Here is a 24570-nt window from a genome sequence, read left to right on the forward strand (position 1 = left end):
AAGATCCGGGAATATGTTGAGGTAAGTGATGCAAGACTAGACTCGGAGTGATAAAAATCACGGGAAAAGATAACTTTGTGATTAATATCACAGATGCGAGGGATCAACAGGACTACAATAAAGGTGTAGCAAGAAGCTGAATCTCAGGTCTTTGATAAAGAAGCTTGAAGGTACAAGGCGGGGTAGTGGCATCATTGATCGTGAAAATAATCACATTTAAAGATCTGAGATAGATCAAGGTGTGGCCTCGCCTGTCCTTGCAAGCCCCAGCAAATCTAGGAGGGATTCAATATGTCGGTGATTGAAAAAGAAACAGGCTGGAAAGGTTTTAAATCAGGTAAATGGACCAAGCAAATTGACGTTAATGATTTTATTGCAGAGAACATTACTCCCTATTATGGCTCTGATGAATTTTTGGCAGGACCCACGGATAACACCAAAGCATTGTGGGATATCGTATCGGATTTAACCAAGAGAGAACGGGACAACGGCGGGGTACTGGACGTGGATGTCCATACACCTTCAACCATCACTTCTCATCAACCTGGCTATTTGGATAAGGATAAAGAACAGATTGTCGGCGTTCAGACCGATGAGCCGTTCAAGCGTTCGATCCAGCCTTTTGGCGGGATCCGGATGATGATTGATGCGTGCAACGCATACGGCTTTGAAATGCCGCAGGCCGTTGTAGATATCTTTAACGGCATACGCAAAACGCATAACCAAGGCGTGTTTGATGCCTATACTCCAGAGATGAGAGCAGCGCGCAAGGCCGGAATTATTACGGGACTTCCCGATGCGTACGGTCGCGGACGTATCATTGGTGACTATCGCAGAATATCGCTATACGGTGTAGATGCTCTTATTCAGGACAAATTGAGAGAACTCGGTGAGCTTGAAGTGGATGCTATGGATGAGCCGGTTATCCGTTTGCGGGAAGAATTGTCTGAGCAAATGCGGGCCCTCAAGGAACTGAAGGAAATGGCGGGTATGCACGGTTTTGACATTTCCAAACCTGCAAATACGGCGAAGGAAGCATTCCAATGGTTGTATTTCGGTTATTTGGCCGCGATCAAGGAGCAGAACGGTGCTGCGATGTCGCTTGGCCGGGTATCTTCTTTCCTTGATATTTATATTCAACGGGATCTGGCTGAAGGCAAGCTAACGGAAGAAACAGCTCAGGAACTGGTCGACCATTTCGTTATGAAACTTCGGATCGTGAAATTCCTACGTACGCCGGATTATAACGAGCTGTTCAGCGGGGATCCAACGTGGGTAACGGAATCCATCGGCGGCATGTCGATAAACGGTGAGACGAGAGTGACCAAGAACAGCTTCCGTTTCCTGCATACCTTGTATAATTTGGGACCTGCTCCAGAACCGAACTTGACGGTGTTATGGTCGGAGAAGCTGCCGGAAGCCTTCAAAAAATATTGTTCGAAAGTTTCCATCGAAACCAGCTCGATTCAATACGAGAATGATGATCTCATGCGTCCGATTTACGGAGACGATTACGGCATCGCCTGCTGCGTATCCGCCATGCGCATCGGGAAACAGATGCAGTTCTTCGGAGCCAGAGCAAACCTTGCCAAAGCGTTGCTCTATGCGATCAACGGTGGTAAGGATGAGAAATCAGGCGCCCAAGTTGGACCGGAATATCCGGCTATCGCTGCCGAGGTCCTGAGTTATGATGAAGTCATGAAGCGATTCAAGCCGATGATGGAATGGCTCGCGAAGCTCTATATGAATACACTTAACGTTATCCATTACATGCATGACAAATACAGCTATGAACGGATTGAGATGGCGCTTCACGACCGGGATATCCTGCGCACGATGGCATGCGGCATCGCAGGCCTGTCCGTAGCAGCGGATTCACTGAGTGCAATTAAATATGCAAAGGTGAAGCCGGTACGCAATGAGCAAGGAATTGCAGTGGATTTTGAAATCGAAGGCGAGTTCCCTTGCTATGGCAACAACGATGATCGCGTGGATAGCATCGCCGTTGAATTGGTCGAGACCTTCATGAGCATGATTCGCAAGAACAAGGCTTACCGTGACGCAATGCCGACCCAATCGGTGCTCACGATTACGTCGAACGTCGTATACGGCAAGAAAACAGGAACCACGCCGGATGGACGTAAGGCAGGCGAGCCGTTTGCGCCGGGCGCAAATCCGATGCACGGACGCGATAAGAAGGGAGCTCTCGCTTCGCTGACTTCCGTGGCCAAGCTGCCTTATGAGGATAGTCTTGATGGCATCTCGAACACGTTCTCGATCGTGCCGAAAGCCCTTGGTAAAGAAAGTGATATCCGTGTGAACAATCTGGTTGCGATGTTGGACGGTTATTTTGGCAGCAAGGCACACCATCTGAACGTCAACGTATTTGACCGGGAGCAGTTGATCGATGCGATGGAGCATCCGGAGAATTATCCGCAGTTAACGATTCGGGTATCCGGTTATGCAGTTAACTTCGTCAAACTGACGCGTGAGCAGCAGCTCGATGTCATTAACCGTACGTTCCACGGATCGATGTAAGGATGGAAGACAACCCTAGCGGATACAGAAAGGATGACGCACCATGCTAAAAGGTCATGTACACTCCATAGAAACGTTCGGAACGGTGGACGGTCCGGGTATCCGCTTTGTGCTCTTCATGCAGGGCTGTCTCTTGAAGTGTCAATACTGCCATAATCCGGATACCTGGGGACTGCATGAAGGACGCGAGATGACGGTGGAGGACGTGCTGGCTGAGATTGAACCTTATCTGAGCTACTACCGTTCATCGGGCGGCGGGTTAACCGTCTCCGGTGGTGAGCCGACATTGCAGTATCCCTTTGTCACGGAGCTGTTCAAGGAAGTGAAGCGCCGCTGGAATTTGCATACGACGCTGGACAGCAACGGCTATAATGAACCGGAGAAAATCTCGGAATTGCTGGAGTTTACCGACTTGGTGCTGCTTGATCTGAAGCATATCAACGACGAGAAGCATATCAAGCTCACCGGGAAGTCGAACGAAAGGACGTTAAAGACGGCCCGCTGGCTGTCTGACCATGATCGGAACATGTGGGTCCGCCACGTCTATGTGCCGGGCATCCATGACAGCGAAGAAGACTTGATTGCGCTCGGTCAATTTATTCGGACGCTGCACGGCGTCGAGAAATTCGAAATCTTGCCTTACCATCAGATGGGCGTTTACAAATGGAAGGAGCTCGGCATGGCTTATCCATTGGAGGGCGTACCTTCACCTTCCGAGGAAGAAGTGGCACGCGCTTACCGATTGATTGGTGAGATACCCAAGAAAATAGAGACTGTCCAGAGCTAATAGATTTCTAATTAATTTCATATATGCGTTACGATTACTGACAACAACCTTTCCCCATATGGAAAGGTTGTTGTTTTTTTTGTAGAAGATTTTATCCCTTGGCAAGAAAAATATCGGCCTATCGAAAAATGGAATCGCTTTCTATAATGAAGATGTGAGGAAAACGCCTATCAAATAAACAAACACTTCGGGAGGGTCAAAGACAATGAAGAAAAAGGGTCTGGCATTATTAATGTCGCTTCTGTTCGTCTCATCCACGCTTTTGTCTGCATGCGGCGGCGGTGACAAGGCAGCAGAAAAACCGTCAGGTGGTTCGGAAGGAACGGCCAGCAATGAGCCGTTTGAAATCACCATTCGCCATACGCAAGTAGGTGAATCCAAGAAATTCCGTCTCGCATTGCTGAACGATGTTGTCAGTAAAACCGAAGAGGCGGTGCCCGGGCTGAAAATCAAGCTGGACGCTGTGGACTCTGAAGTGAACCGGAAAGAGAAACTGAGAGGCGAGATGGCAGCCGGTAAGCCGCCGGAAGTATTCGATGTGTTCGGCAGCCCGGATGCAGGCGTATATTCCAAAGAAGGCTTAATGCTTGATTTGACCCCAATTTTGGATGAACTGGGCATTAAAGACAAATTTACGACACTGGATCCATTTACACATGACGGCAAGATCTACGGATTGCCGATTGGGGGTTCCATTGAGGGTATTTTCTATAACAAGGATTACTTCACCCAAAAAGGTTTGAACGTTCCTAAAACATTGGCTGAATTGGAGCAAATTGCTGAAACGATAAAGGCCGACGGGAAGATTCCTTTTGCCCAATCCTCCAAGGATGCTTGGATTCCGCTCATGACCACGAACAACCTGTGGAGCTATTACGCAGGGCCAGAGGTTACTTACGGCTTCAAAACCGGGGAAACCAAATGGACCGATCCAAAAGTCGTGGAAGGTGTGAAGAAGCACCAGGAATGGGTTGAGAAGGGATACTTCAAAAAAGGCGAGCTTGGCTTCGAATATGCGGACATGAGAAACCAAATGATCACTGGCGAAGCCATCATGATGATGGACGGATCGTGGGCAAACTCCGTATTTAGAGATCCGGCTCAAGCAGGTGATTTGGTAAATAAGGTCGGATACTTCAACCTGCCTCCGGTTAATGAAGGCGACCCTGTCATCGTCATGCAGGACGCAAACAACGGATATGGATTCTCGGCAGCGGTAGCAGAAGATCCTCGTAAACTTCAAGCGGTTAAAGAACTCATTAAAAATATGTGGACAGATGAAATGCAGCTGCGCGGTCTGAAAGAAGACGGTGTACTGCCGGCAATGAAGATGGATCTGGCAACAATGAACTCCACTTCGGATGATCCGCTTATGCAGGACATTTTCAAAGGCGTCAGTGAGATCAAAAAATCCTTCCCTGCCTTTGATGCACTTGTTCAAGCCGACGTAAACACTGCACTGAGCATGGGCATACAGCAGGTCATCGGCGGAGAGCTTGATGCCGAGAAGATGCTGGAGAATGTGCAAGCAGCGCAAGAAGCGGCCAATGCTTCAGAGGAATAACTAAAATTCTAGACGAAAGGGCGCCACCCGCTGCGGTACATGGGGGTGCCCTTTCGCCTAAACAACATCAGACATAAAAACGGAGGTTACCATGAACAAAGCGCTGAGAAATCCTCTGATTTACATCGTTTTTGTGCTGCCGGCATTCTTATTGTTTCTGGCTTTTTTCATATACCCGATCTTTACTGCGTTTGACAACAGCTTTACGAGCTGGAATGGCATCTCCAAAGATGTGAAGTACATTGGGCTCGATAACTATGTGACAGCCTTGAATGATGATGCTTTTTGGAAGGCTGTCAGGAACAATGTTTATTTCATTCTCTTTTCCTGTTTGATCCAGGTTCCGACGATCGTATTCTTCTCCCTGTTAATCGCAAACGTGAAGCGTTTGAAGGGACTTTATAAAACGGCGGTTTTTGCACCATCCATCATGTCGACGGCTGTGATCGGCATTTTATGGGGATTCATTTACAACCCGGACTTTGGTCTGATGAATGAGATTTTAGGGCTGGTTGGAATTGAACCCATCTACTGGTTATCGGATAGCAAATGGGCCATGATTGCCATCCTGATCACGAATGCATGGCAATGGACTGGCTTTTACATCGTGATGGTTCTTGCCGCAATTCTATCCATACCCAAAGAGCTGGATGAGGCTGCGGCAATTGATGGCGCGACAGGGGTCCAAAGAGCAACCAAAATCACGCTTCCATTAATTATGCCAATTATCTCTGTTGTGATCATGCTTTCGATCGCGGGAGCCATGAAAGCGGCGGACATTATACTGGTTATGACCAAGGGCGGGCCGGCCGGCTCAACCGACGTTATGGCGACATATATGATTCGATATGCGATCACGAGCTTCAAGCATGGCTTTGGCAACTCGATCGCCGTGCTGATCTTCCTCTTCACGATTATCGTAACGGTGCTCTACCAGGTGCTGGTCGCAAGACGCAACGAAAGGATTGAATACTGATGAGAGCAATAAAGAAACTGATCCCGCACATTTTTCTGATGGCTTACTTGCTCGTCATACTATATCCTTTCCTGTTCGTCCTGTTCTCTTCCGTGAAGGTGGATAACCAGTCTATTGCAACGAACCCTTTTGGTTTGCCAAGCACGCTGGTATTTGATAACTATGTGAACGCATGGGTGAACGCCAAGATTAGCACGTATTTCTGGAACAGCTTATACATCGGCGTGCTGTCAGCCTGCTTGTCGATTCTGTTTGCAGCGATGCTGGCCTTTGCCGTGACGCGGATGAGATATAACCGGATTAGCGCCATCGTCTTTCAATGTATTTTGATAGGCATGCTGATTCCGAATAACTCTCTCATGCTGCCGATATATGGCATCATGAGGCAGTTGGATATTTTGAACACGCACATGGCCCTGATTCTACCTTATGTTGCCAATGCCATCCCGTTCTCGGTTATTATACTGGCTGCCTTCATGCGGTCGCTGCCCGGTGAAATCGAGGAGGCTGCGGTTATTGATGGATTGAGGTCCGGAGGGTTGTTTGCTAGAATTATCTTACCTCTGACTGTTCCGGCTATCGTTACCGTATTTATTATCAATTTCCTGGGTAACTGGAACGAATTCTTGCTTGCTAACTACTTCCTATCGAATGATGAATTGAGAACACTGCCTGTCGGCATGGTCGGTTTCAGGGACGCCTACAATATGAACTACGCACAAATGTCTGCGGGTATCATATTCAGCGTGCTGCCGGTCCTTATCATTTATGCCGTTCTGCAAGAGAAGATCATTGAAGGCGTCACCGCAGGAAGTGTCAAGGGGTAATACTAGGAGCAGGAGCATGCGTATGAATTTGCGGAACAAACTATTCACAGCCTTTTTGGGGCTCATTATTATTCCGTTATTTGTGCTGGGCCTATTTACATTCTTTATTACCTACAATTCGATTGAGAAAAAGTACAGCCAGCAAGCCGAATATTCCCTTAAAGCAATCAGCTACAGCATTCTGAACGTGTTTAAGGAGATGGAGTACGTCACGGATAACGGGATTGCCACCTCCGTCTTCGCCATGGCGCTGAACGCCAAGGATCCCGATGCCCAGAACCTGATTAAGGAATCCAATGCGGACCAGCTGAAATTAAACGACAGACAGCGAAGCTTTCGGAATCTTCTATATAATCATCCTGCGATCAGCTATGCGTTTTTATATCATTTTAATAAAGAATCATCACCGATTCCTATATTCAGTAAAGAAGATTTCAGGACGCTGCCTTATGAAAAGTTTAAGAATAGTCCTTTATATGAAGAGGTGGTTCAGCTTAACGGAATTCCCAAATGGCTGGCTCCGCACGAATTTCCGGAGTTGACGGGAGCGGATCCGGTATTCACCCAGATCCGGCTGATTAAGGATGTCACGACACTCCGCAAGCTGGGCATTCTAGTCGTCCAGATCAAGAGGTGGGAGTTTGAAGAAATTTTCCGCAATTTGACACTCCCTAACAATCTGCAGAACACATCTTTTATGTTGGTCAACAATGAAGGCTTCATTCTATTTGACCCCAATAACGATATGGATGGTCAAAATATCAGTCAATATATGAAGCATGACGTTGAGTTTAAGCAAGGCTACCAAAGTTTTAAAGCCAAGTTTAACGGCAAAGAGAATATTGTTTCTATCTATCATCTGAATGATTACGGCTGGAATCTCGTCTCGGTGACTGACTGGAACTCGTTATCGCAAGAGGTTACTTCCTTTGCCAAGTGGTTCTTCGTCATTATGGGCCTCTGTCTGGTTACCGCGATTGTGTTCAATCGTCTGTTTATGAATCGGATTACCGGGACGATCGCTGTTATCGTGCGGTTTATGCGCCGTGTTGAAGATGGGGATTTGAACGCGAGAGTTGAAGAGAAGGGAGAGGATGAACTGCTGCTGCTGTCGAAAGGGTTCAACAACTTGATGAACCGGATCAACAATCTGTTTGCGCAGATCAAGAAGGAGCAGAGGCAGAAGACCGACGCGGAGATGCGTGTGCTGCAAGCGCAGATCAAGCCGCACTTCCTCTTTAACACCTTGGAATCAATCAATGTTCTCGCTGTCCAGAATGAAGGACGCAAGGTCAGTGAGATGGTTTACCGGCTTGCCAGCATCTTGCGGATCAGTATTCAGGAGAAGGAAGAAATTACGCTGGATGAAGAAATCAAGCACTTGCAGAGTTATCTTGAAATCCAGAAGTTTCGGTTTGAGGACCTGTTCGAATACGAGATTGACGTGCCGAAAGAGCTTATGCACAGCCGTATCCTGAAGCTGACGCTGCAGCCGCTGGTTGAGAACAGCATACAGCATGGCTTTGAAGGCATTTCTTATACGGGATGGATACGCATCTCTGCATGGAAGGAACTCGGTAATGTCATTATTCGGGTCGAGGATAACGGACTCGGCATGACCGCTGAGCAGTTGTCCATGTTTGAATATATGGTGTCCGAGGATAACGGATCCGAACAGACGACGTTGCAGAATCTCAAAGTGAACCAGGAACGACGGGGACTTGGGCTGCGGAGCGTGGCTGACCGACTTAGAATTCAGTACGGGGATTATTACGGTCTGTTCATATGCTCAAGCCGCCCCGGCGGCACCGTTATACAATGCGTCATACCCAATTATGACAGGGGGGAAGGGCAGCATGTTGAAGGCATTATTAGTTGATGATGAGGCTCCCATCCTGAACAATCTCAGCAAGGTTCTGCCTTGGGAAGAGATGGGCATGAAGGTTGTCGGACTTGCCCGAAGCGGGATGGAAGCACTTGAAGTAGCGGATCAGTACAACCCGGATCTGATCCTGTGTGATATCCGGATGCCCGTCATGGACGGACTGACCTTTATAACGAAGATTCGGGAGAAAGGAAGCCGGGCGGAGATCTTTTTGCTGACGGGATATCAGGAGTTTGAATATGCCCGGGAAGCAATTAAGCTGGGCGTCAAGGATTACATCAGTAAGCCAATTCATTACGGGGAACTCGAGATGAAGATTCGTGATATCGGGGAGGAAATCCGCAAGAAGAGGGCGAAAGAGAAGTATTACAGCACCGTTTCGCTAATTGATGAGGCTCCGAATCCCGAAGCCGTAAAGAAAACGCCGGAACAATTGGTAACGTCTGCTCTGGAGTATATCAATACCCATATGGGGCAGGATTTGGGGATTGAGGAGCTTTCGGAGCATCTGGGCATCAGCTCCAGCTACTTCTGTTTATTGTTTAAGAACCATGTCGGACTCACCTTTGTGGAGTACTTGACGAGACAGCGGATGGAGGCAGCCAAGTTCCTGCTGGTGAACAGCGATAAGAATATCGCTCAGATCGGCTCCTTCGTCGGTTATCATGAGCGGCGGTATTTTACCAAGGTATTTCAGAAGGCTACCGGCATGACGCCATCCGAATTCCGGGAAATGTCCGGAGAGGCAACGGTATAGGTTTTAATAGGACCCATGCAGGCTGCTAAAGTCATCACTAGATCAATCCCGCCTGGCTTGCAAAGTCCTTTAAATTGATAGAAGGCAGGTATGAAATCAATGAAATGGACGGCAGCAGATTTATCGTTAGAACAAAAGGTAGGACAAATGTTTATATGCGGCTTCAACGCGCTGACGCCGAATGAGCATGCCAAGATACTGATTGAACAATATCAGGTCGGGGGCATCTGCTATTTTCGCCGGAATGTGAAAACGCTGCCTCAGCTTGCCGAACTGTCGGAGTCCTTACAGCAGCTCGCATCGGACAGCCAGAAGTTCCCGCTTCTGATCTCGATTGATCAAGAGGGCGGTATGGTTGCACGAATTGATCATGAAGGCATCAGCCGCATTCCGGGGAATATGGCGCTTGGAGCAGCGGGCAGCGCGGAGGATTCGTACAGGGTAGCACAAATCGGGGCACGCGAATTGCGTTCACTTGGTGTAAATATGAACTTCGCTCCTTGTCTCGACGTGAACAACAATCCACGTAATCCGGTCATCGGCGTGCGTTCCTTCGGCGAAGATCCTCAAGCTGTTGCCGCTCTTGGGACTGCGGCAATGAAGGGATACCAGGAAGAAGGTGTATCCGCTACGGCCAAACACTTCCCGGGCCATGGCGACACCAGCGTCGATTCTCATCTCGGGCGGGCTTCTGTACCGCATGATTTGGAACGGCTCCGCAGCGTGGAATTGTATCCGTTTGCGCAAGCGATCCAGAACGGAGTGGACGCCATCATGACGGCTCACGTCAGTTTCCCGGCGATAGAGCCGAGCGATCTGCCGGCGACGCTCTCTCATGCCGTGTTAACGGGTTTGCTGAGGGAGGAGATGGGGTTTGAAGGTCTGATCATAACGGACTGCCTTGAGATGCACGCAATCTCCAAAGAGTACGGGATTCCGGAGGGCGCGATACGCGCGATCGAAGCGGGTGCGGACTGCGTACTGGTCAGCCATAATCTATCGGAGCAGACGGCGGCGATTACGGCCGTCATTGAGGCTGTCCGTAGCGGGAGACTCCCGGTAGAGCTGATCGACAAGGCTGTAGATCGGATATTGGCGCTTAAGCAGCGTAATGCAAAGCTCGCTGAGGAGCTTCCGGTCTACCCGATTGGCGAGGTTGCGGAAGAGACCAAACAATTGCTGGCTCAAATTGCAGGCAGAGGAATCACGCTGGTGAAAGACGAAGGGCAGCTGCCTCTTAAGCCGGAGCAGGCCGTTGCGGTGATCTGGCCTGAGCTGCTTCAGGCAACCCAGGTGGATGAAGCATGGAGCAAGAGCTACACCTTAGGGGATGCCTTGAGAAGTTACGGGGTTCAGGCAGACGATCTGCGTGTCGGAACGGATATGTCCGACGAAGAGGTAGAGCAAGCCGTTAAGGTAGCTGAAGGATATAAACAGATTATAGTAGCTACGTACACCTCCGAGAGCCGCCTTCCCGCCGGCCAGCAGAAGCTGGTGAACAAGCTGGTTGAACTTGAGGATGTGGCACTTGTTATCGTCGCTACCCGTAATCCCTATGATATCAATGATCTTCCGCCGGTTCCGACGTATTTGTGCAGCTACGAGAACACACCTTATTATATGAATGCAGCCGCGGGTGTCTTAATAGGACGGGTTACGCCTGAGGGCAAGCTCCCGGTAGGAATCAGCGAGACTTATCCGCTTGGCTGGAGCGGTAATCAGGACTATGTCAATAATTAAATAAGGGTTGCTCAAACCGGAGTCTTCCTACCCAGGAATGCTCCGGTTTTCCTATTTTCCAGCCTTTTCTGAGCAACTTTTGGGGAAAGTCCGCGTCTAATAGTATGTCCAATAGAGGCAGACAGACTATACTGAGAGTTTTAAAGGAGTAGAGAATGAATTTCAAGAGAATCTCGATGATTACAGTCCTTGCCGCGGCCCAGGTATCCATGGCATTTCCCGCGGCAGCTGAATCACCGGATATTACAGCTCCGGCGCTAAATAGCCAATCAGCGCTGCAGTCCCCGGTGGAAGGACAAAGCCAGCAGAGTGGAGAACAACAGACGGACTTGCAGCAAGCGGAGGAAACATCAGCAACGCCAAAGGAAACATCTTCTGATTCAGTCGAAGGTACGATTAGCGATCCGAATGCCGAACCTTCTGCACCCAATGAGCAGCAGGAGGATACGGAAAACGATCCTTCCGATAATGAGGTTTCAGAGAACGAAGAGGGCAGCCCATCCGGAGAGCCCGAAGTCAGTACTTCCAAGTTTTCTGCGAATGAACTTGTACTGATGATGAACAGCAATGTGATGTACCATAACGGCAAGAAATACAAAGCGGGTCAGCCGATGGCTGTGAAGCAAGGGGTATCCTATGTCGCCATTCGCGCCATGGTTGAACGTGCAGGACTGAAGCTGTCTTACGATAATAAAACGAAGGAAACCATCATCCTTAAGGATGGTAATGAACTTCGGTTTACGACAGGAAGCAGCAACTATAAAGTCAATGGACAGGTACGTTCGATGAAAGGCCCTGCCTACCAGAGCAACAATGTGTTTATGGTTCCGTTAACCGCGATCACGCAAGCGCTTGAAATTCCATACCAGGTGAACCAGCCCGAGAAGAAGGTTATTCTCGATCTATCCGGTATGGGCAGCGGCAACGGTAATGGTGAACAGCCAGGCGGAAATAACGGCGGGGGATCTGGCAGCGAGGTTCCGCATATACCGAATCTCGGGCCCAATGACCTCATCTTGATGATGAACAGCAACAAGATGTATCAGAACGGGAAAGCGTATACGGCAGGTCAGCCGATGGCAGTTAAGAACGGCGTATCCTATGTTGCCATTCGCTCCCTCGTTGATCGTGTCGGCCTGAAGCTGACCTATGACGGAAAGACTAAGGAAACGATTATTATCCGCGGTAACGATGAGCTTCGTTTTAAGACGAACAGCAGCGTTTACACCGTGAACGGGGTCAGAAAATCGATGAAGGGACCGGCTTACCAGTCCAACAATACGTTCATGGTGCCGCTGACCAGCATTACGCAGGCGCTGGACATCACCTATCGGGTGGACCAGCCGAATAAGCGGGTTATCCTTAGCTTGAGCGCAAAGCCCGTAGCTTCCTTCACGGTGCAGCCTGGTGAGATCCTCGCCGGACAAACAACGGTTACGTATAAGACGAATGCCTATTCGCCGACGGGCCTGGCTATTGTTGACGAGCATTGGGAAGGCCGGGAAGAGATTTTTGACGAACCCGGCGTGCATACGGTTTCCTACTCGGTACAGGATTCCAGCGGGGAGTGGAGCGACCCGTATATATTGAGCATTCAAGTATCCGCTCCGAATACGCCGCCTGTTGCCATGTTCGAAACGGATAAACAGGAATATAAGATCGGTGAGAAAATAACGTACATGAATATGAGTTATGACAACGATCCTGGCGATGAGCTTACGTATAAGTGGGAAAACAACGATCAGGCCTTTTTTACGGCAGGACCGCATAAAGTGCTGTTGATTGTTACTGATAAACATGGAGCGACCAGCTCATACGAGAAGATTATCAACGTAACGAGCGAAGTATTGTATACGCGTGATCAATTCAATCAATTGTTTACGGGCATCGGCGACAAATACACCTTTGACGGATCCGCTGTGCCGACATGGAATCTGATGCCGATTACAAGAAGCTCCGAACCTTATTTGTTGATTCGCAGCAACTCTCCGGAAACCGTCTATCAAGAGGGTATCGTCTACCGCGAGGTCGGCAATGCCAGCACGCGATTCATGATCCACCACTTGAACGCAACCGGGAAGAACATGAAGATGTACGTCGTCGCCACTAACATCAACACTATGACGGCGCGTCTGACAACCGAGTATACGGGAATAGGCGGTCCGATTAATATACCGACTGCCACGGGAAAAGCAGCTGTTCAGCGTTACCTCGAGTCTATGCAATCAGCTGATTCATTCAAGACGATCTCGCTCGCGCCTGGGGAAAGCCGGGTCATTCTGCAAGACTTGAGCGCGCAAACCTTGAAGAATCAGCAGGTGCTGTCCATGTTTGCTGATCTCTATTCGGATTCACCGATCCGGTATGATGTCATCATGATTGATGAAGCCAAGGATCCGATTCAAAAGCTTCCTTACCTGAAGCTCCATCCGAGCGATGGCGTTCATAACCGGGGAACGTACCCGGACTCGACACGGATCATTGAATCCCATGATCTGGTTGGCAACACGCCTACCCGTCTAGCGCTCGGTGACAAGACAAACGATCCGAATCTGGAAGGGTATGACGGCATTAACGGTTCATATCAATCCAATGCCGGGAACTTCGGTGTGCTTTACAAAATCAAGCTGCACCGCGTAGCGCCCAATACGCTGATCACGCTGAATCCGCGTGGAGGCAAGTACATGGGTGCGCTGATGGTGAACGGAACTATCATTCAGACGCCGAATACAAGCGGAGGCGCTATATCTGCACCGAATGAAGCTGCCGTTCTCTATCGTACGGGGAATTACGAGCAGACCGTGGAAATCCTGTTTACGGCGGCGCCGGGAAGCAGCTTGCCAATCAACTTCCTGTTCCAGCCGCTTCCGCAAGTGAAGAACTAATCCACTATTTATTCATAACAAAGGGACAGCCTTACAGCCAGCACATGGTTAGGGCTGTCCTTTTTGTTGGCTCTTGCCAAGGGATCTCGTCAAATGTCAAGTGTTTCGCGTTCCGGCCGGCGCAGTACCTTGCAGGGGTTTAGTCTATCCACAACCGCTTTCATTGACGCTGTCTTATTTTTCAGGCATTATAAGGAGAGAGTATCTTCAAGTAGAGGAGGTTACCTCCGTATGCTTACGACGGAACAGATCATCGACGCCATGTCGGAACATGGGCTGCGCATTACCGATCAGCGCAAGACGCTTGCCAAATTGTTTGGGGAACATCCTGGATATTTGACGGCCAAGGATGTGTACGAATATATGGGCCGGAAGTACAGCGGTTTGAGCTTTGATACAGTGTACCGGAATCTTCGGGTATTGTACGAACTCGGTGTATTGGAGCAGGTAGTGTTCGAGGAAGGCATCAAGTTTCGAGGACGATGCAGCGAAGAGCATCATCATCATCACATGATTTGCCTGCAGTGCCAGAAGACGTACCCGATTACGTTTTGCCCGATGCAGCTGACCGATGCACCGGATGATTTCCAGGTGGTTCAGCATAAATTCGAAGTGTTCGGTTACTGCCGGGACTGCGGCAAGGACAATACCGATAAGGAAACTTCACCAGCCAGTGGAGGAAAGCGGGACAGCCGGGTATGAGCACGGCACGTAGGGTAGTGAAGGTGCCGATACACTTCTATCGGAAATTCATTTCTCCGTTGAAACCGGCGACTTGCCGATTCTACCCGACTTGCTCGGCCTATGCACTGGAAGCGATTGAGGTACACGGCGCGCTGAAGGGCTCCTGGCTGGCGGCCAAGCGAATAGCAAGATGCCATCCGTTTCATCCAGGCGGCATTGACATGGTTCCACCGCGCAAGGATAAGGTGTCGTCTTCATTGACAGAGAAATAGCGTTTTTGGGGTATCCTAATCGATACGAAGCGGAATGGCATGCTGTCTTTGGACATAGCCATCCCACGGAACGCGACTCACCTTGACACACCGCAGCCCGTTTGATTAAAATGTAAGAAATTATAGGTATATCCGAGGAAGAGATAAGTACGAAAAGCTTGCCTTGAACAGAGAGCCGGAACAGCTGGAAACCGGTCTTGGCGAATTTCGGAAAATGGTCTTGGAGGATCCGCTTTTGAGCGCTGCAGTCCAGGTAATAAGGCTGCCGTAAAGAAGCGGCGTGAGCCAGCGTTAATGGACGGCCGGATGACGGCAGATGAGCCTGTTACCCGTAAGGGGACAGGGAATTTGGGTGGTAACACGTGAGAACAACTCTCGTCCCATGGGGACGGGGGTTTTTTGCTGTTTACTGCTGTTTTTCAATAAGAGATTACTTGGTACAAACAATCAATTTCACGGTAAAGGAAGGTTACTATGGCAGACAAAAAGACGTTTTATATTACAACGCCAATCTATTACCCAAGCGACAAGCTGCATATCGGCCATGCTTATACTACGGTGGCCGGCGACGCCATGGCTCGTTACAAACGGCTTCGTGGATACGATGTCCGTTATTTGACGGGGACCGATGAGCACGGACAGAAGATTGAACGCAAAGCGGCGGAGGCTGGGAAAACCCCGCAGCAGTTCGTTGACGACATCGTGGCAGGCATCAAAGACCTGTGGAAGAAGCTGGACATATCCAACGAAGATTTCATTCGCACAACGGAGCAGCGCCACACCAAGGTTGTGCAGGAGGTATTTGAACGTCTGCTGAAGCAAGATGACATCTACAAGGGTGAATACGAAGGCTGGTACTGCACGCCTTGTGAGTCGTTCTTCCTGGAACGTCAGCTTGTCAACGGCAACTGTCCGGACTGTGGCCGACCAGTAGAGCTTGTGAAGGAAGAGAGCTACTTCTTCCGCATGAGTAAATATGTGGACCGCCTGCTCCAGTATTACGAGGAGAATCCGGATTTCATTCAGCCGGTATCCCGCAAGAATGAGATGATCAACAACTTCATTAAACCGGGTCTTGAGGATCTGGCTGTGTCCCGTACGACCTATGAGTGGGGCGTGAAGGTGAAGAGCGATCCAAAACACGTGATCTATGTGTGGATTGACGCACTCCTGAACTATATAACGGCACTCGGATACGGTACGGAGGACACCAGCCTGTATGACAAATACTGGCCGGCCGATGTTCACCTGATGAGTAAGGAGATCGTCCGTTTCCATACGATCTATTGGCCGATCATTCTGATGGCGCTCGATGTTCCGCTTCCGAAAAAGGTGTTTGCTCATGGCTGGCTGCTGATGAAGGACGGGAAAATGTCCAAGTCCAAGGGGAATGTGGTCGATCCGGTTACGATGATTGACCGGTATGGTCTCGATGCGCTTCGTTATTACCTGCTGCGTGAAGTTCCATTCGGAGCGGACGGCACCTTTACGCCGGAAAGCTTCGTGGAACGGGTGAACTCAGACCTGGCCAATGACTTGGGTAACCTGTTGAACCGTACCGTGGCCATGGTCGATAAATATTTTGACGGAGTCGTTCCGGCTTTCTCCGCTGGCGTAACGCCGTTTGATGCAGCGATCGAGGAAGCAGCTAAGTCGGTTTATGAGAAAGTCGAAACCGCTATGGAAAATATGGAATTCTCGGTTGCGCTGACGGCGATCAGCCAGTTTGTCAGTCGCAGCAACAAATACATTGATGAGACACAGCCATGGACGCTGGCCAAAGACGAGAGCAAACGAAATGAACTGGCATCTGTCATGAGTCATTTGGTGGAGACGCTCCGTGTGGCATCGATCCTGCTGCAGCCGTTCCTGACCCGTACGCCGAAGAAAATGTGGGATCAGCTCGGTCTGGCGGAAGGCGAATGGACGACTTGGGAAAGCGGACGCCAGTTCGGAGCCATACCAGCTGGAACGAAGCTTCAAAAGGGCGAGCCGATATTCCCACGCCTGGATACAGAGCAGGAAGTGGCCTACATCGCAGAGGCGATGACAGGCGGTACGAAGGCCGCCCAGGAGGAACCTACGACCTCGGCAGCAGCTTCGTCCGCCGAAAGCACGGAGGAGCCTGTAGAGCTTAAAGAGGAAATCGGCATTGAGGATTTTGCCAAGGTCGAGCTGCGCGTAGCGCAGGTAATCGCTGCTGAGCCGGTTAAGAAAGCAGATAAGCTGCTCAAACTGCAGCTTGATCTCGGATTTGAGCAGCGGCAAGTGGTATCCGGCATTGCGAAGTTCTACAAGCCGGAGGAATTAGTCGGACGCAAAGTGATTTGCGTAACGAACTTGAAGCCGGTGAAACTTAGAGGTGAAATGTCGCAAGGTATGATTCTGGCCGCCTCCTACGGCGACCAGCTGACGCTTGCAACGGTGCCGGATGGCATGCCTAACGGTGCCGTTGTCAAATAAAAAGCTCTCTCATTGAATTAAGTCGCGATAGACGGTGTACCCTGTTAAAGGGTACGCCGTTATTTTTTCCTTTAAGAGGTTGTTCAAAAAGTCCGCTTTTGATCACGAAGCGAATCAGGAAGTAGTTCGGCATCGAATCTTGAATTCAGCCGGGCCTTCCGGTGCTCACGTACCCAAAACGTACGCTCCGCTCCTGACGTCCCTAGCTTCATCCAACCTTCTCGGTGCTGAAAATCGACCTTTTTGAACACGCACTTTAATAAGGGGGATATAACATCTCTATTGAAAATTAATAGTAATTTTTACGATTTGGTTGACAATGATGTTTGCCTGCTCTTATAATCTTGTTAGTAAAGATTACGATTAATTGAACGGAGCGGATATGGGAGATGAACATGAACAAGAGAAAGAGAGAAAGCAAACTTAACAGTTGGACCTGGAGTGTAACCTCTATATTGTTGGCGGTACTCATCCTGTCGGGGTGCGGAAGTAAATCTGGCGGCAGCATTGTCGAAGGCAAGGTAAACGTCATTACGACCTTTTATCCAATCTATGAGTTTACGAAGGAAATTGGCGGGGACGACGTCAATGTTGTAAATCTTCTGCCAACGGGCGTGGAACCGCATGATTGGACACCGCGCAGCCAGGATATCGTGAATACTTCCAAGGCCCAGCTGTTTCTCTATAACGGTGCCGGATTGGAAGGCTGGGTACCTGGGTTTCTGAAGGGACTTGATAAAGATACGCAAGTTAAGCCGGTTGAAGTCAGTCACGGGATCAAGCTGATTGATGCCGTGGGAGACGATGGTCATGGACACGGGGCAGCAGCTAATGAAGAAGAGCACGATCACAGCCATGAGGAAGGCACGGAAGAAGACCATGCGGGCCATGAACACGAGGAAGCGGCCGCTGGGACTAGCGCCGACACACATCATACGGATCCGCATACATGGGTAAGCCCGAAATCGGCACTGATCATGGCAGAGAATATCAAGAATAGTCTTGTCGAGGTGGATTCCGAGCATAGGGACGGCTACGAACAGCGCTTTGAAGCCCTGAAAGAGAAGCTGGTCAAACTGGATAACGATTTCACAAGCGAGTTGTCCAAAATGCCGAAAAAAGACATTGTCGTTTCCCACCAGGCATTTGGCTATCTGTGCCGGGATTATGGCTTGACGCAGCATGCGATTATGGGACTTTCGCCGGACGCTGAGCCCAGAGCGCAGGATATAGTAAACCTGACCAAAACGGTGAAAGAGAAGGAAGTCAAATATATTTTCTTCGAAGAGCTCATATCGGATAAACTTGCCAAAACGCTGGCAAATGAAGCGGGCGTGGAAACCTTGGTATTGAATCCCGTGGAGGGACTGACGAAGGAGCAGGCAAGCGGCGGTGACAATTATTTCACGCTAATGGAGAAAAATTTGCAAAATCTAACGAAGGCTTTACAATAAGGAAGATGGGGGAGCATATCCCCCTCTTCTTTCGTGTTATGAACGTTTATGATGTTCATATATTTAGATAGAAAGACTACAGAGAGAAAGGCGGCCTGGTTATGGAGCCGGCAGCACAGGATTGCCACCAACCTATTGTACAAATCAAGGATGTATCCTTTCATTACCGCGAGCAACAGGTGATCAAGGATCTCAATTTCACCATAAAAGAGCGGGACTTTGTAGGTATTGTCGGGTCTAATGGGGCAGGCAAAACCACGTTGCTCCGCATGATCGTTGGATTGCTGCCTGCCGCGGAAGGGTCTATCGAACTCTTCGGTCAGCCGATCCGTAAGTTTCAGGACTGGGAGCGAATCGGGTACGTTCCGCAGAAAAATTCGTTTAATCCGCTGTTTCCCGCCACTGTGCGCGAAGTCGTCATGTCCGGGCTATATAATCGGAAGAAAATGTTTCGCCGTTTGAACCGTCTGGACCACCAGAAATGTGAGGATGCTCTGGAAGTGATGCGCATTCAGGATATTGCTGATAAGCGGATAGGCGCTCTGTCCGGTGGACAGCAGCAGCGCGTTTTTCTCGCTCGGGCGCTCATTAATCGTCCGGATCTGCTCATACTTGACGAGCCTACGATCGGCATTGATGCCGATACCCAGGCCGGATTCTTTGAATTGATTACCCATATGCATGCCCATCATCGCATGACGTTTTTGATGGTTACCCATGATTTGGACATGGTTAAAGACTACTTGGGAGAATCGCCGGTATCGCAGAACGGAAAAATTCAGTTTTTTGTCAGACATTCTCATGATATCGAAAACTGCGCAGAAGTGGATCTGCAGCATTCGCTCGTATAATGTATAGAAACAAACTTTTTGAAGCAGGAGAAGGGGACGTTATCATTGCTTGATATTTTGTTTAGCGATTTTTTTCAGCGGGCGCTGATCGGAGGAGTTCTGATTGGTATCACAGCCCCGCTAATCGGGATATTCCTCGTGCTGCGGAGGCTGTCCATGATCGGCGATACGTTGTCACACGTCACGATTGCGGGTGTGGCACTCGGATTTCTGATTGAAGTATATCCGCTTGCCGCAGGGCTTGTGTTTGCGGTGCTGGCCTCGTTTGCGATTGAGAAGCTGCGAAAGGCATATAAAAGTTATGCCGAGCTGTCAATCGCCATTATTATGTCTGGCGGCGTTGCGCTTGCTTCGCTGTTTTTCACCTTGGGAATGGGCTATAATACGGATGTTATGAGTTATTTGTTCGGCAGCATTTATACGCTGGATTCCACGGATATTTATATGGTGGGCGGTGTAACCGTCGTTGTCATTGCGGTTGTGGTTATGTTCTTCAAAGAGTTCTTCCTGCTCAGCTTCGAGGAGGATGCAGCCAGTGTCAGCGGCCTGCCTGTCAAAATGATGAACATGATCATTACGGTACTGACCGCGCTTGTCGTAAGCACCGCCATCAAAATTGTGGGTGCGCTTCTGGTCTCCGCATTGTTGGTGATTCCGGTAGCGATCAGTTTATTGCTGGCGAGAAGCTTCCGAAGCTCCATCGTATTATCGGTTATCATCTCCGAAATTGCCGTTATCGGGGGACTGATGCTTGCGGGCATATTTAATTTGGCACCTGGTGCGACTATCGTGCTGCTGCTAATCAGCTTGCTTATCATTACGCTTGTCGGCAAAAAGGGCTTTACGACATAAGGGGGTTCTGAAATAAAATGGCTGATATTAATATCGGCATCGCGTTTGCTGCCGGTTTTGCTTCTTTTATATCTCCATGCTGTTTACCGCTGTACCCGTCCTACTTATCTATTATTACAGGCATGTCGGTCAATGACCTGAAGAGCGAACAGAACCGCAAGGAGGTCCGATTCCGGACCATGACGCATACACTCGCGTTCATCCTTGGATTTTCTGCCGTTTATTATACCCTCGGTTGGGGTGCTGGCCTATTTGGGGAGTTCTTCACGGAATATCAGGACCTGATCCGTCAGCTGTCCGCGCTGCTTATCATCGTGATGGGACTTATGCTGATTGGTATTTTCCAGCCCAAGTTTTTAATGAAGGACCGGAAATTCAATTTTAAATCCAAACCGACCGGATACATAGGAACATTTCTGTTTGGCATCGGGTTTGCTGCAGGCTGGTCGCCATGTGTCGGACCGATTTTAACGGCCATCATCGCACTGGCAGCTTCCGATCCGGGAACCTGGTTCCCGCTGATTACCTCTTACTCTTTGGGGTTTGCAGTACCGTTTTTTATCCTGGCCTTTTTCATTGGCTCCACCCGTTGGATTCTGAAGTATTCAAACATCTTGATGAAGGTCGGCGGTATATTGATGATTCTGATGGGGGTTCTGCTATTCACGGATCAAATGTACAAAATTACGATTTGGCTGCAAGGCATTACGCCGGAGTGGCTTAAATTCTAAAGCTGGGGGGGAAGGCTGGTCCAATTTATAAGTCATTATTGGCATAGGATTGGACCAGGACTTGCCAACCGGTCTCAAAAACATGTATCATTACTAGTGCAGGTAAAACAGTTTTTTGCACGGGTTATGTAATTATAGAAAAGAGGGAATAAGATGCCGACACCTAGCATGGAGGATTATTTGGAGCGCATCTACAAGTTGATCGACGAAAAAGGATATGCGCGCGTTTCGGATATTGCCGAAGGCTTGGAGGTTCACCCCTCATCCGTCACGAAAATGATTCAAAAGCTGGACAAAGACGAATATTTGATCTATGAAAAATATCGTGGTTTGGTTTTGACCAGCAAAGGCAAAAAAATGGGCAAACGGCTCATGGAACGTCATCATTTGCTTGAGGAATTCCTTGAGATGATAGGTGTACAGGATGAAAATATTTATAGGGATGTTGAGGGAATCGAGCATCATTTAAGCTGGGATTCCATTATGAGAATTGAGACGCTTGTGGAGTATTTCAAGCGCGATGAGAATCGACTTCAGGATTTGCGTGACGTTCATAATGAATTAGTCAACGAATCGTAATGTGGCATCTGTCCGCTTGTGACAGATGCTTTTTTAAACTGAATCGTCATATTTCTAGTGTTATACTAATAAGTTAGATTACCTGCAAATTTCATATTTTCGGAGGATTAATAGAAATGAAGCTTCGTAGATGGTTTTTGGTGCTCATTATGTTACTATTGTGTCTCCCGTCGGTGGTCCCAACTGCGCAAGCGAAGGCAGCTCCAATCAGTATTCAGTTGGACGGCGTAACCTTAAACAGTGACGTATCTCCTTACATATTGCCGAAGGTTAACGTAACCATGGTTCCTACGCGGATTATCAGTGAAGGCCTGGGCGCTTCGGTAGCCTGGAATCAGAAGTTAAAGACAGTAACGATCGGGATGGACGGTTCGAGCCTCCAATTGACATCCGGCAGCAAAACTGCGCTTGTGAACGGCTCATCCATACCGCTGGATGCATCGGTTGAAGTTAAGACCGGCCGGGTTATGGTGCCGCTGCGGTTTATCAGCGAGAACCTGGGTGTGCAAGTTGAATGGAACCAAGCGGCACAGCGCATCTCGCTAACGACAGGCACGGACGTCGTTCTTCCACCACCGGTATCCACGGGGGATGAAGTCAGAGGGGCCTGGATATCCACGGTGTTCAATCTGGATTGGCCGAAAACAAAGACCAGCGCAGAACAGCAAAAGGCATCTTACATCGCCTTGCTGGATTCGCTCCAGGAAGTGGGCATTAATACCGTGTACGTGCAGGTACGTCCGGCTGGCGATGCATTGTATCCTTCAACTATAGTGCCATGGTCCAAGGTGCTGACAGGCATTCAAGGCCTTGATCCGGGGTATGATCCGGTAGCTTTCATGGTCGAGGAAACGCATAAACGGAATATGGAGTTCCACGCATGGTTCAATCCTTTCCGGGCAAACACCGATATTTTGACAGCATCACTCGATCCATCCCATGTTGCGCTCAGCCACCCGGATTGGATCGTGAACATAGGTAAGCAGCTGTACATTAATCCAGGGATCCCGGAAGCTCGGCAGCATATCATCGATACCATTATGGAAGTCGTGAACGGATACGATATTGACGGTATTCACCTGGATGATTATTTCTACCCATCCAATACGGTCTTCAACGATGATGCGGCATACCGCCAATATAACCAAGGTGCTTATTCCAGCCTTGCGGATTGGCGCCGGGGAAATATCAATGCATTTGTGCAAACGCTCGGAGAGAGCATACACCGTGTGAAACCTAATGTGGAATACGGAATCAGTCCTTTCGGCGTATGGCGTAACCAATCCGTGGATAAGACGGGATCGGATACAAAAGCGGGTGTGACGGCTTATGACAGCATGTATGCCGATGTGAGGGCCTGGATTCAGAACGGCTGGATCGATTACGTAGCTCCGCAAATCTACTGGAGCATGAGTAACCCTGCCGCCGATTATGATAAGCTGGTTGACTGGTGGGTCAGTGAAGTGCAAGGAACCGGCGTAGACCTTCTGATCGGTCATGCGCCCTACAAACTGGGAACCAGTGAGATCGGTTGGCAGAGCGCATCGGAAATCATCAATCAACTGAAGTACAATCAGAATTATGCCGAGGTTAAAGGCAGCATTTTCTTTAGAGCAGAGAATATTTTAAACAATCCGTTAGGCATTAAAGATCAATTGCAATCATATTATAGATAAATCGGCACGTCCTATAGGTATGAAACATCCCCCGCGCTCATACATAGTCATTAGACCATGTGAGGCGGGGGATTTTATATGCAAATCAATGCGGTATTTGAAGGTGGGGGAGTCAAGGGAATCTCGCTTGCCGGGGCTGTCAAGGCGGCGGAGAATGCCGGCATGGAATTCAGCCGCGTTGCCGGAACGTCCTCCGGATCCATCGTGGCATCCGTGCTGGCAGCAGGTTACCGAGCAGATGAGATCAAGCGCATCATTGAGGAGACGCCTTTTCATTCGTTTCTCCAGCGAGCACCTATCTTTAACACGAAGTTGATCGGTCCTGCCTTGCGGGTGTTGATTAAGAAGGGGCTGTATTCCGGAGAAGCCCTGGAGAACTGGATTCGGGAAATCCTGCTTGCCAAAGGGATATTTACTTTTTCGGACATCCCGGCAGGTAAACTATATATTGTGGCTTCCGACATCACGAATGGAAGGCTGCTGGTGCTTCCGGACGATCTTCGCCAATATGGCATAAACCCTGCAACATTTCCCGTGGCAAAGGCTGTGCGCATGAGCTGCAGCATTCCGTATTTTTTCGATCCCGTCATTCTTCGTTTATTGGGCAGGGCTGCCAAGGGCAAATCGTTTGGAGAACAGTTTGTTTATATCGTGGATGGGGGGCTGCTGAGCAACTTTCCGTTATGGCTTTTTGACCGTGAGTCGAAGGGAGGGCCTAAGCCGCTGCCAGTGCTTGGCTTTCAGATGGTCGGAAAGAATAGTAACTTGCCCCATCTGATCGATGGCCCGATCGGCATGTTAACCGCCATGTTCGAGACGATGCTTTCCGCTCACGATGAACGCTATATTGAACAGCAAAATCGCAATCGAACGATCAAAATTCCGACGCTTGGCATTGGCACCACTCATTTTAATCTGACCAAGGAAGAGAGCGAAAATTTGTACAATTCGGGATTAACGGCAGGTACGATGTTTTTCACCCGCTGGAAATCCGAACATTAAAAAAACCGTCCAACCGGCATGAGTTTGCGCGGTTGGACGGTTTTCTT

At 49.2% G+C, this 24570-nt stretch carries 19 protein-coding genes and 1 other annotated feature; all 19 genes read left to right on the forward strand.

Annotated features, from left to right (window positions below; all coding sequences use genetic code 11):
• Nucleotides 1-291 precede the first annotated feature (291 nt).
• Entirely contained in the window at nucleotides 292-2538 is a 2247-nt protein-coding gene (gene pflB, locus MKY48_RS11250; protein WP_339272092.1) for a formate C-acetyltransferase, read from the forward strand.
• A 43-nt stretch (nucleotides 2539-2581) separates the two neighbouring features.
• On the forward strand, nucleotides 2582-3325 hold the full coding sequence (pflA, locus tag MKY48_RS11255; protein ID WP_213645194.1) for a pyruvate formate-lyase-activating protein: 744 nt from the start codon (nucleotides 2582-2584) through the stop codon (nucleotides 3323-3325).
• A gap of 205 nt (nucleotides 3326-3530) precedes the next feature.
• A complete protein-coding gene (locus MKY48_RS11260) occupies nucleotides 3531-4889 on the forward strand; it encodes an extracellular solute-binding protein (RefSeq protein ID WP_339292936.1) in 1359 nt (452 codons plus the stop codon).
• Between the two features lie 91 nt (nucleotides 4890-4980).
• Nucleotides 4981-5865: a sugar ABC transporter permease gene (locus MKY48_RS11265; RefSeq protein ID WP_076320851.1), complete on the forward strand. Its 885-nt coding sequence runs from the start codon at nucleotides 4981-4983 to the stop codon at nucleotides 5863-5865.
• Complete coding sequence (locus MKY48_RS11270) at nucleotides 5865-6692, forward strand: carbohydrate ABC transporter permease (protein ID WP_213645192.1); 828 nt, start codon at nucleotides 5865-5867, stop codon at nucleotides 6690-6692. The genes MKY48_RS11265 and MKY48_RS11270 overlap by 1 nt, the downstream gene beginning before the upstream one ends.
• A gap of 22 nt (nucleotides 6693-6714) precedes the next feature.
• The gene (locus MKY48_RS11275; protein WP_098743108.1) at nucleotides 6715-8571 is read left to right on the forward strand and encodes a sensor histidine kinase; all 1857 of its coding nucleotides are present in this window, start codon (nucleotides 6715-6717) and stop codon (nucleotides 8569-8571) included.
• Nucleotides 8549-9334, forward strand: coding sequence for a response regulator (locus MKY48_RS11280; protein ID WP_076320853.1), 786 nt, complete (start codon nucleotides 8549-8551; stop codon nucleotides 9332-9334). The genes MKY48_RS11275 and MKY48_RS11280 overlap by 23 nt, the downstream gene beginning before the upstream one ends.
• Nucleotides 9335-9433: 99 nt before the next feature.
• On the forward strand, nucleotides 9434-11074 hold the full coding sequence (nagZ, locus tag MKY48_RS11285) for a beta-N-acetylhexosaminidase (RefSeq protein WP_339293497.1): 1641 nt from the start codon (nucleotides 9434-9436) through the stop codon (nucleotides 11072-11074).
• Between the two features lie 155 nt (nucleotides 11075-11229).
• The gene (locus tag MKY48_RS11290) at nucleotides 11230-13959 is read left to right on the forward strand and encodes a copper amine oxidase N-terminal domain-containing protein (RefSeq protein ID WP_339292937.1); all 2730 of its coding nucleotides are present in this window, start codon (nucleotides 11230-11232) and stop codon (nucleotides 13957-13959) included.
• Nucleotides 13960-14190: 231 nt separating this feature from the next.
• Entirely contained in the window at nucleotides 14191-14661 is a 471-nt protein-coding gene (locus tag MKY48_RS11295) for a Fur family transcriptional regulator (RefSeq protein WP_076320855.1), read from the forward strand.
• Nucleotides 14658-14915 (forward strand): membrane protein insertion efficiency factor YidD, encoded by a 258-nt coding sequence (yidD, locus tag MKY48_RS11300; RefSeq protein WP_076320856.1) that lies wholly within the window; start codon nucleotides 14658-14660, stop codon nucleotides 14913-14915. The genes MKY48_RS11295 and yidD overlap by 4 nt, the downstream gene beginning before the upstream one ends.
• A 126-nt stretch (nucleotides 14916-15041) precedes the next feature.
• Nucleotides 15042-15301: a binding site (T-box leader), on the forward strand.
• A gap of 88 nt (nucleotides 15302-15389) precedes the next feature.
• Nucleotides 15390-17378 carry a methionine--tRNA ligase gene (gene metG / locus MKY48_RS11305; protein WP_339292938.1) on the forward strand — a complete coding sequence of 663 codons (1989 nt, stop codon included), beginning with the start codon at nucleotides 15390-15392 and terminating at the stop codon, nucleotides 17376-17378.
• A 395-nt stretch (nucleotides 17379-17773) separates the two neighbouring features.
• Complete coding sequence (locus MKY48_RS11310) at nucleotides 17774-18832, forward strand: zinc ABC transporter substrate-binding protein (RefSeq protein ID WP_339292939.1); 1059 nt, start codon at nucleotides 17774-17776, stop codon at nucleotides 18830-18832.
• A gap of 101 nt (nucleotides 18833-18933) precedes the next feature.
• Nucleotides 18934-19683 carry a metal ABC transporter ATP-binding protein gene (locus MKY48_RS11315; protein WP_076320859.1) on the forward strand — a complete coding sequence of 250 codons (750 nt, stop codon included), beginning with the start codon at nucleotides 18934-18936 and terminating at the stop codon, nucleotides 19681-19683.
• A gap of 45 nt (nucleotides 19684-19728) precedes the next feature.
• On the forward strand, nucleotides 19729-20535 hold the full coding sequence (locus tag MKY48_RS11320) for a metal ABC transporter permease (RefSeq protein ID WP_076320860.1): 807 nt from the start codon (nucleotides 19729-19731) through the stop codon (nucleotides 20533-20535).
• Nucleotides 20536-20552: 17 nt separating this feature from the next.
• Nucleotides 20553-21266: a cytochrome c biogenesis protein CcdA gene (locus MKY48_RS11325; RefSeq protein WP_076320861.1), complete on the forward strand. Its 714-nt coding sequence runs from the start codon at nucleotides 20553-20555 to the stop codon at nucleotides 21264-21266.
• Nucleotides 21267-21419: 153 nt separating this feature from the next.
• Nucleotides 21420-21845 carry a transcriptional regulator MntR gene (mntR, locus tag MKY48_RS11330; RefSeq protein ID WP_076320862.1) on the forward strand — a complete coding sequence of 142 codons (426 nt, stop codon included), beginning with the start codon at nucleotides 21420-21422 and terminating at the stop codon, nucleotides 21843-21845.
• Between the two features lie 116 nt (nucleotides 21846-21961).
• Nucleotides 21962-23521 carry a family 10 glycosylhydrolase gene (locus MKY48_RS11335; protein ID WP_339292940.1) on the forward strand — a complete coding sequence of 520 codons (1560 nt, stop codon included), beginning with the start codon at nucleotides 21962-21964 and terminating at the stop codon, nucleotides 23519-23521.
• A 78-nt stretch (nucleotides 23522-23599) separates the two neighbouring features.
• Nucleotides 23600-24523 (forward strand): patatin-like phospholipase family protein, encoded by a 924-nt coding sequence (locus MKY48_RS11340; RefSeq protein ID WP_339292941.1) that lies wholly within the window; start codon nucleotides 23600-23602, stop codon nucleotides 24521-24523.
• Nucleotides 24524-24570: the final 47 nt, after the last annotated feature.

This window comes from Paenibacillus sp. FSL W8-0187, assembly GCF_037969755.1.
In the GTDB taxonomy this organism is placed as follows: Bacteria; Bacillota; Bacilli; order Paenibacillales; family Paenibacillaceae; genus Paenibacillus_AQ.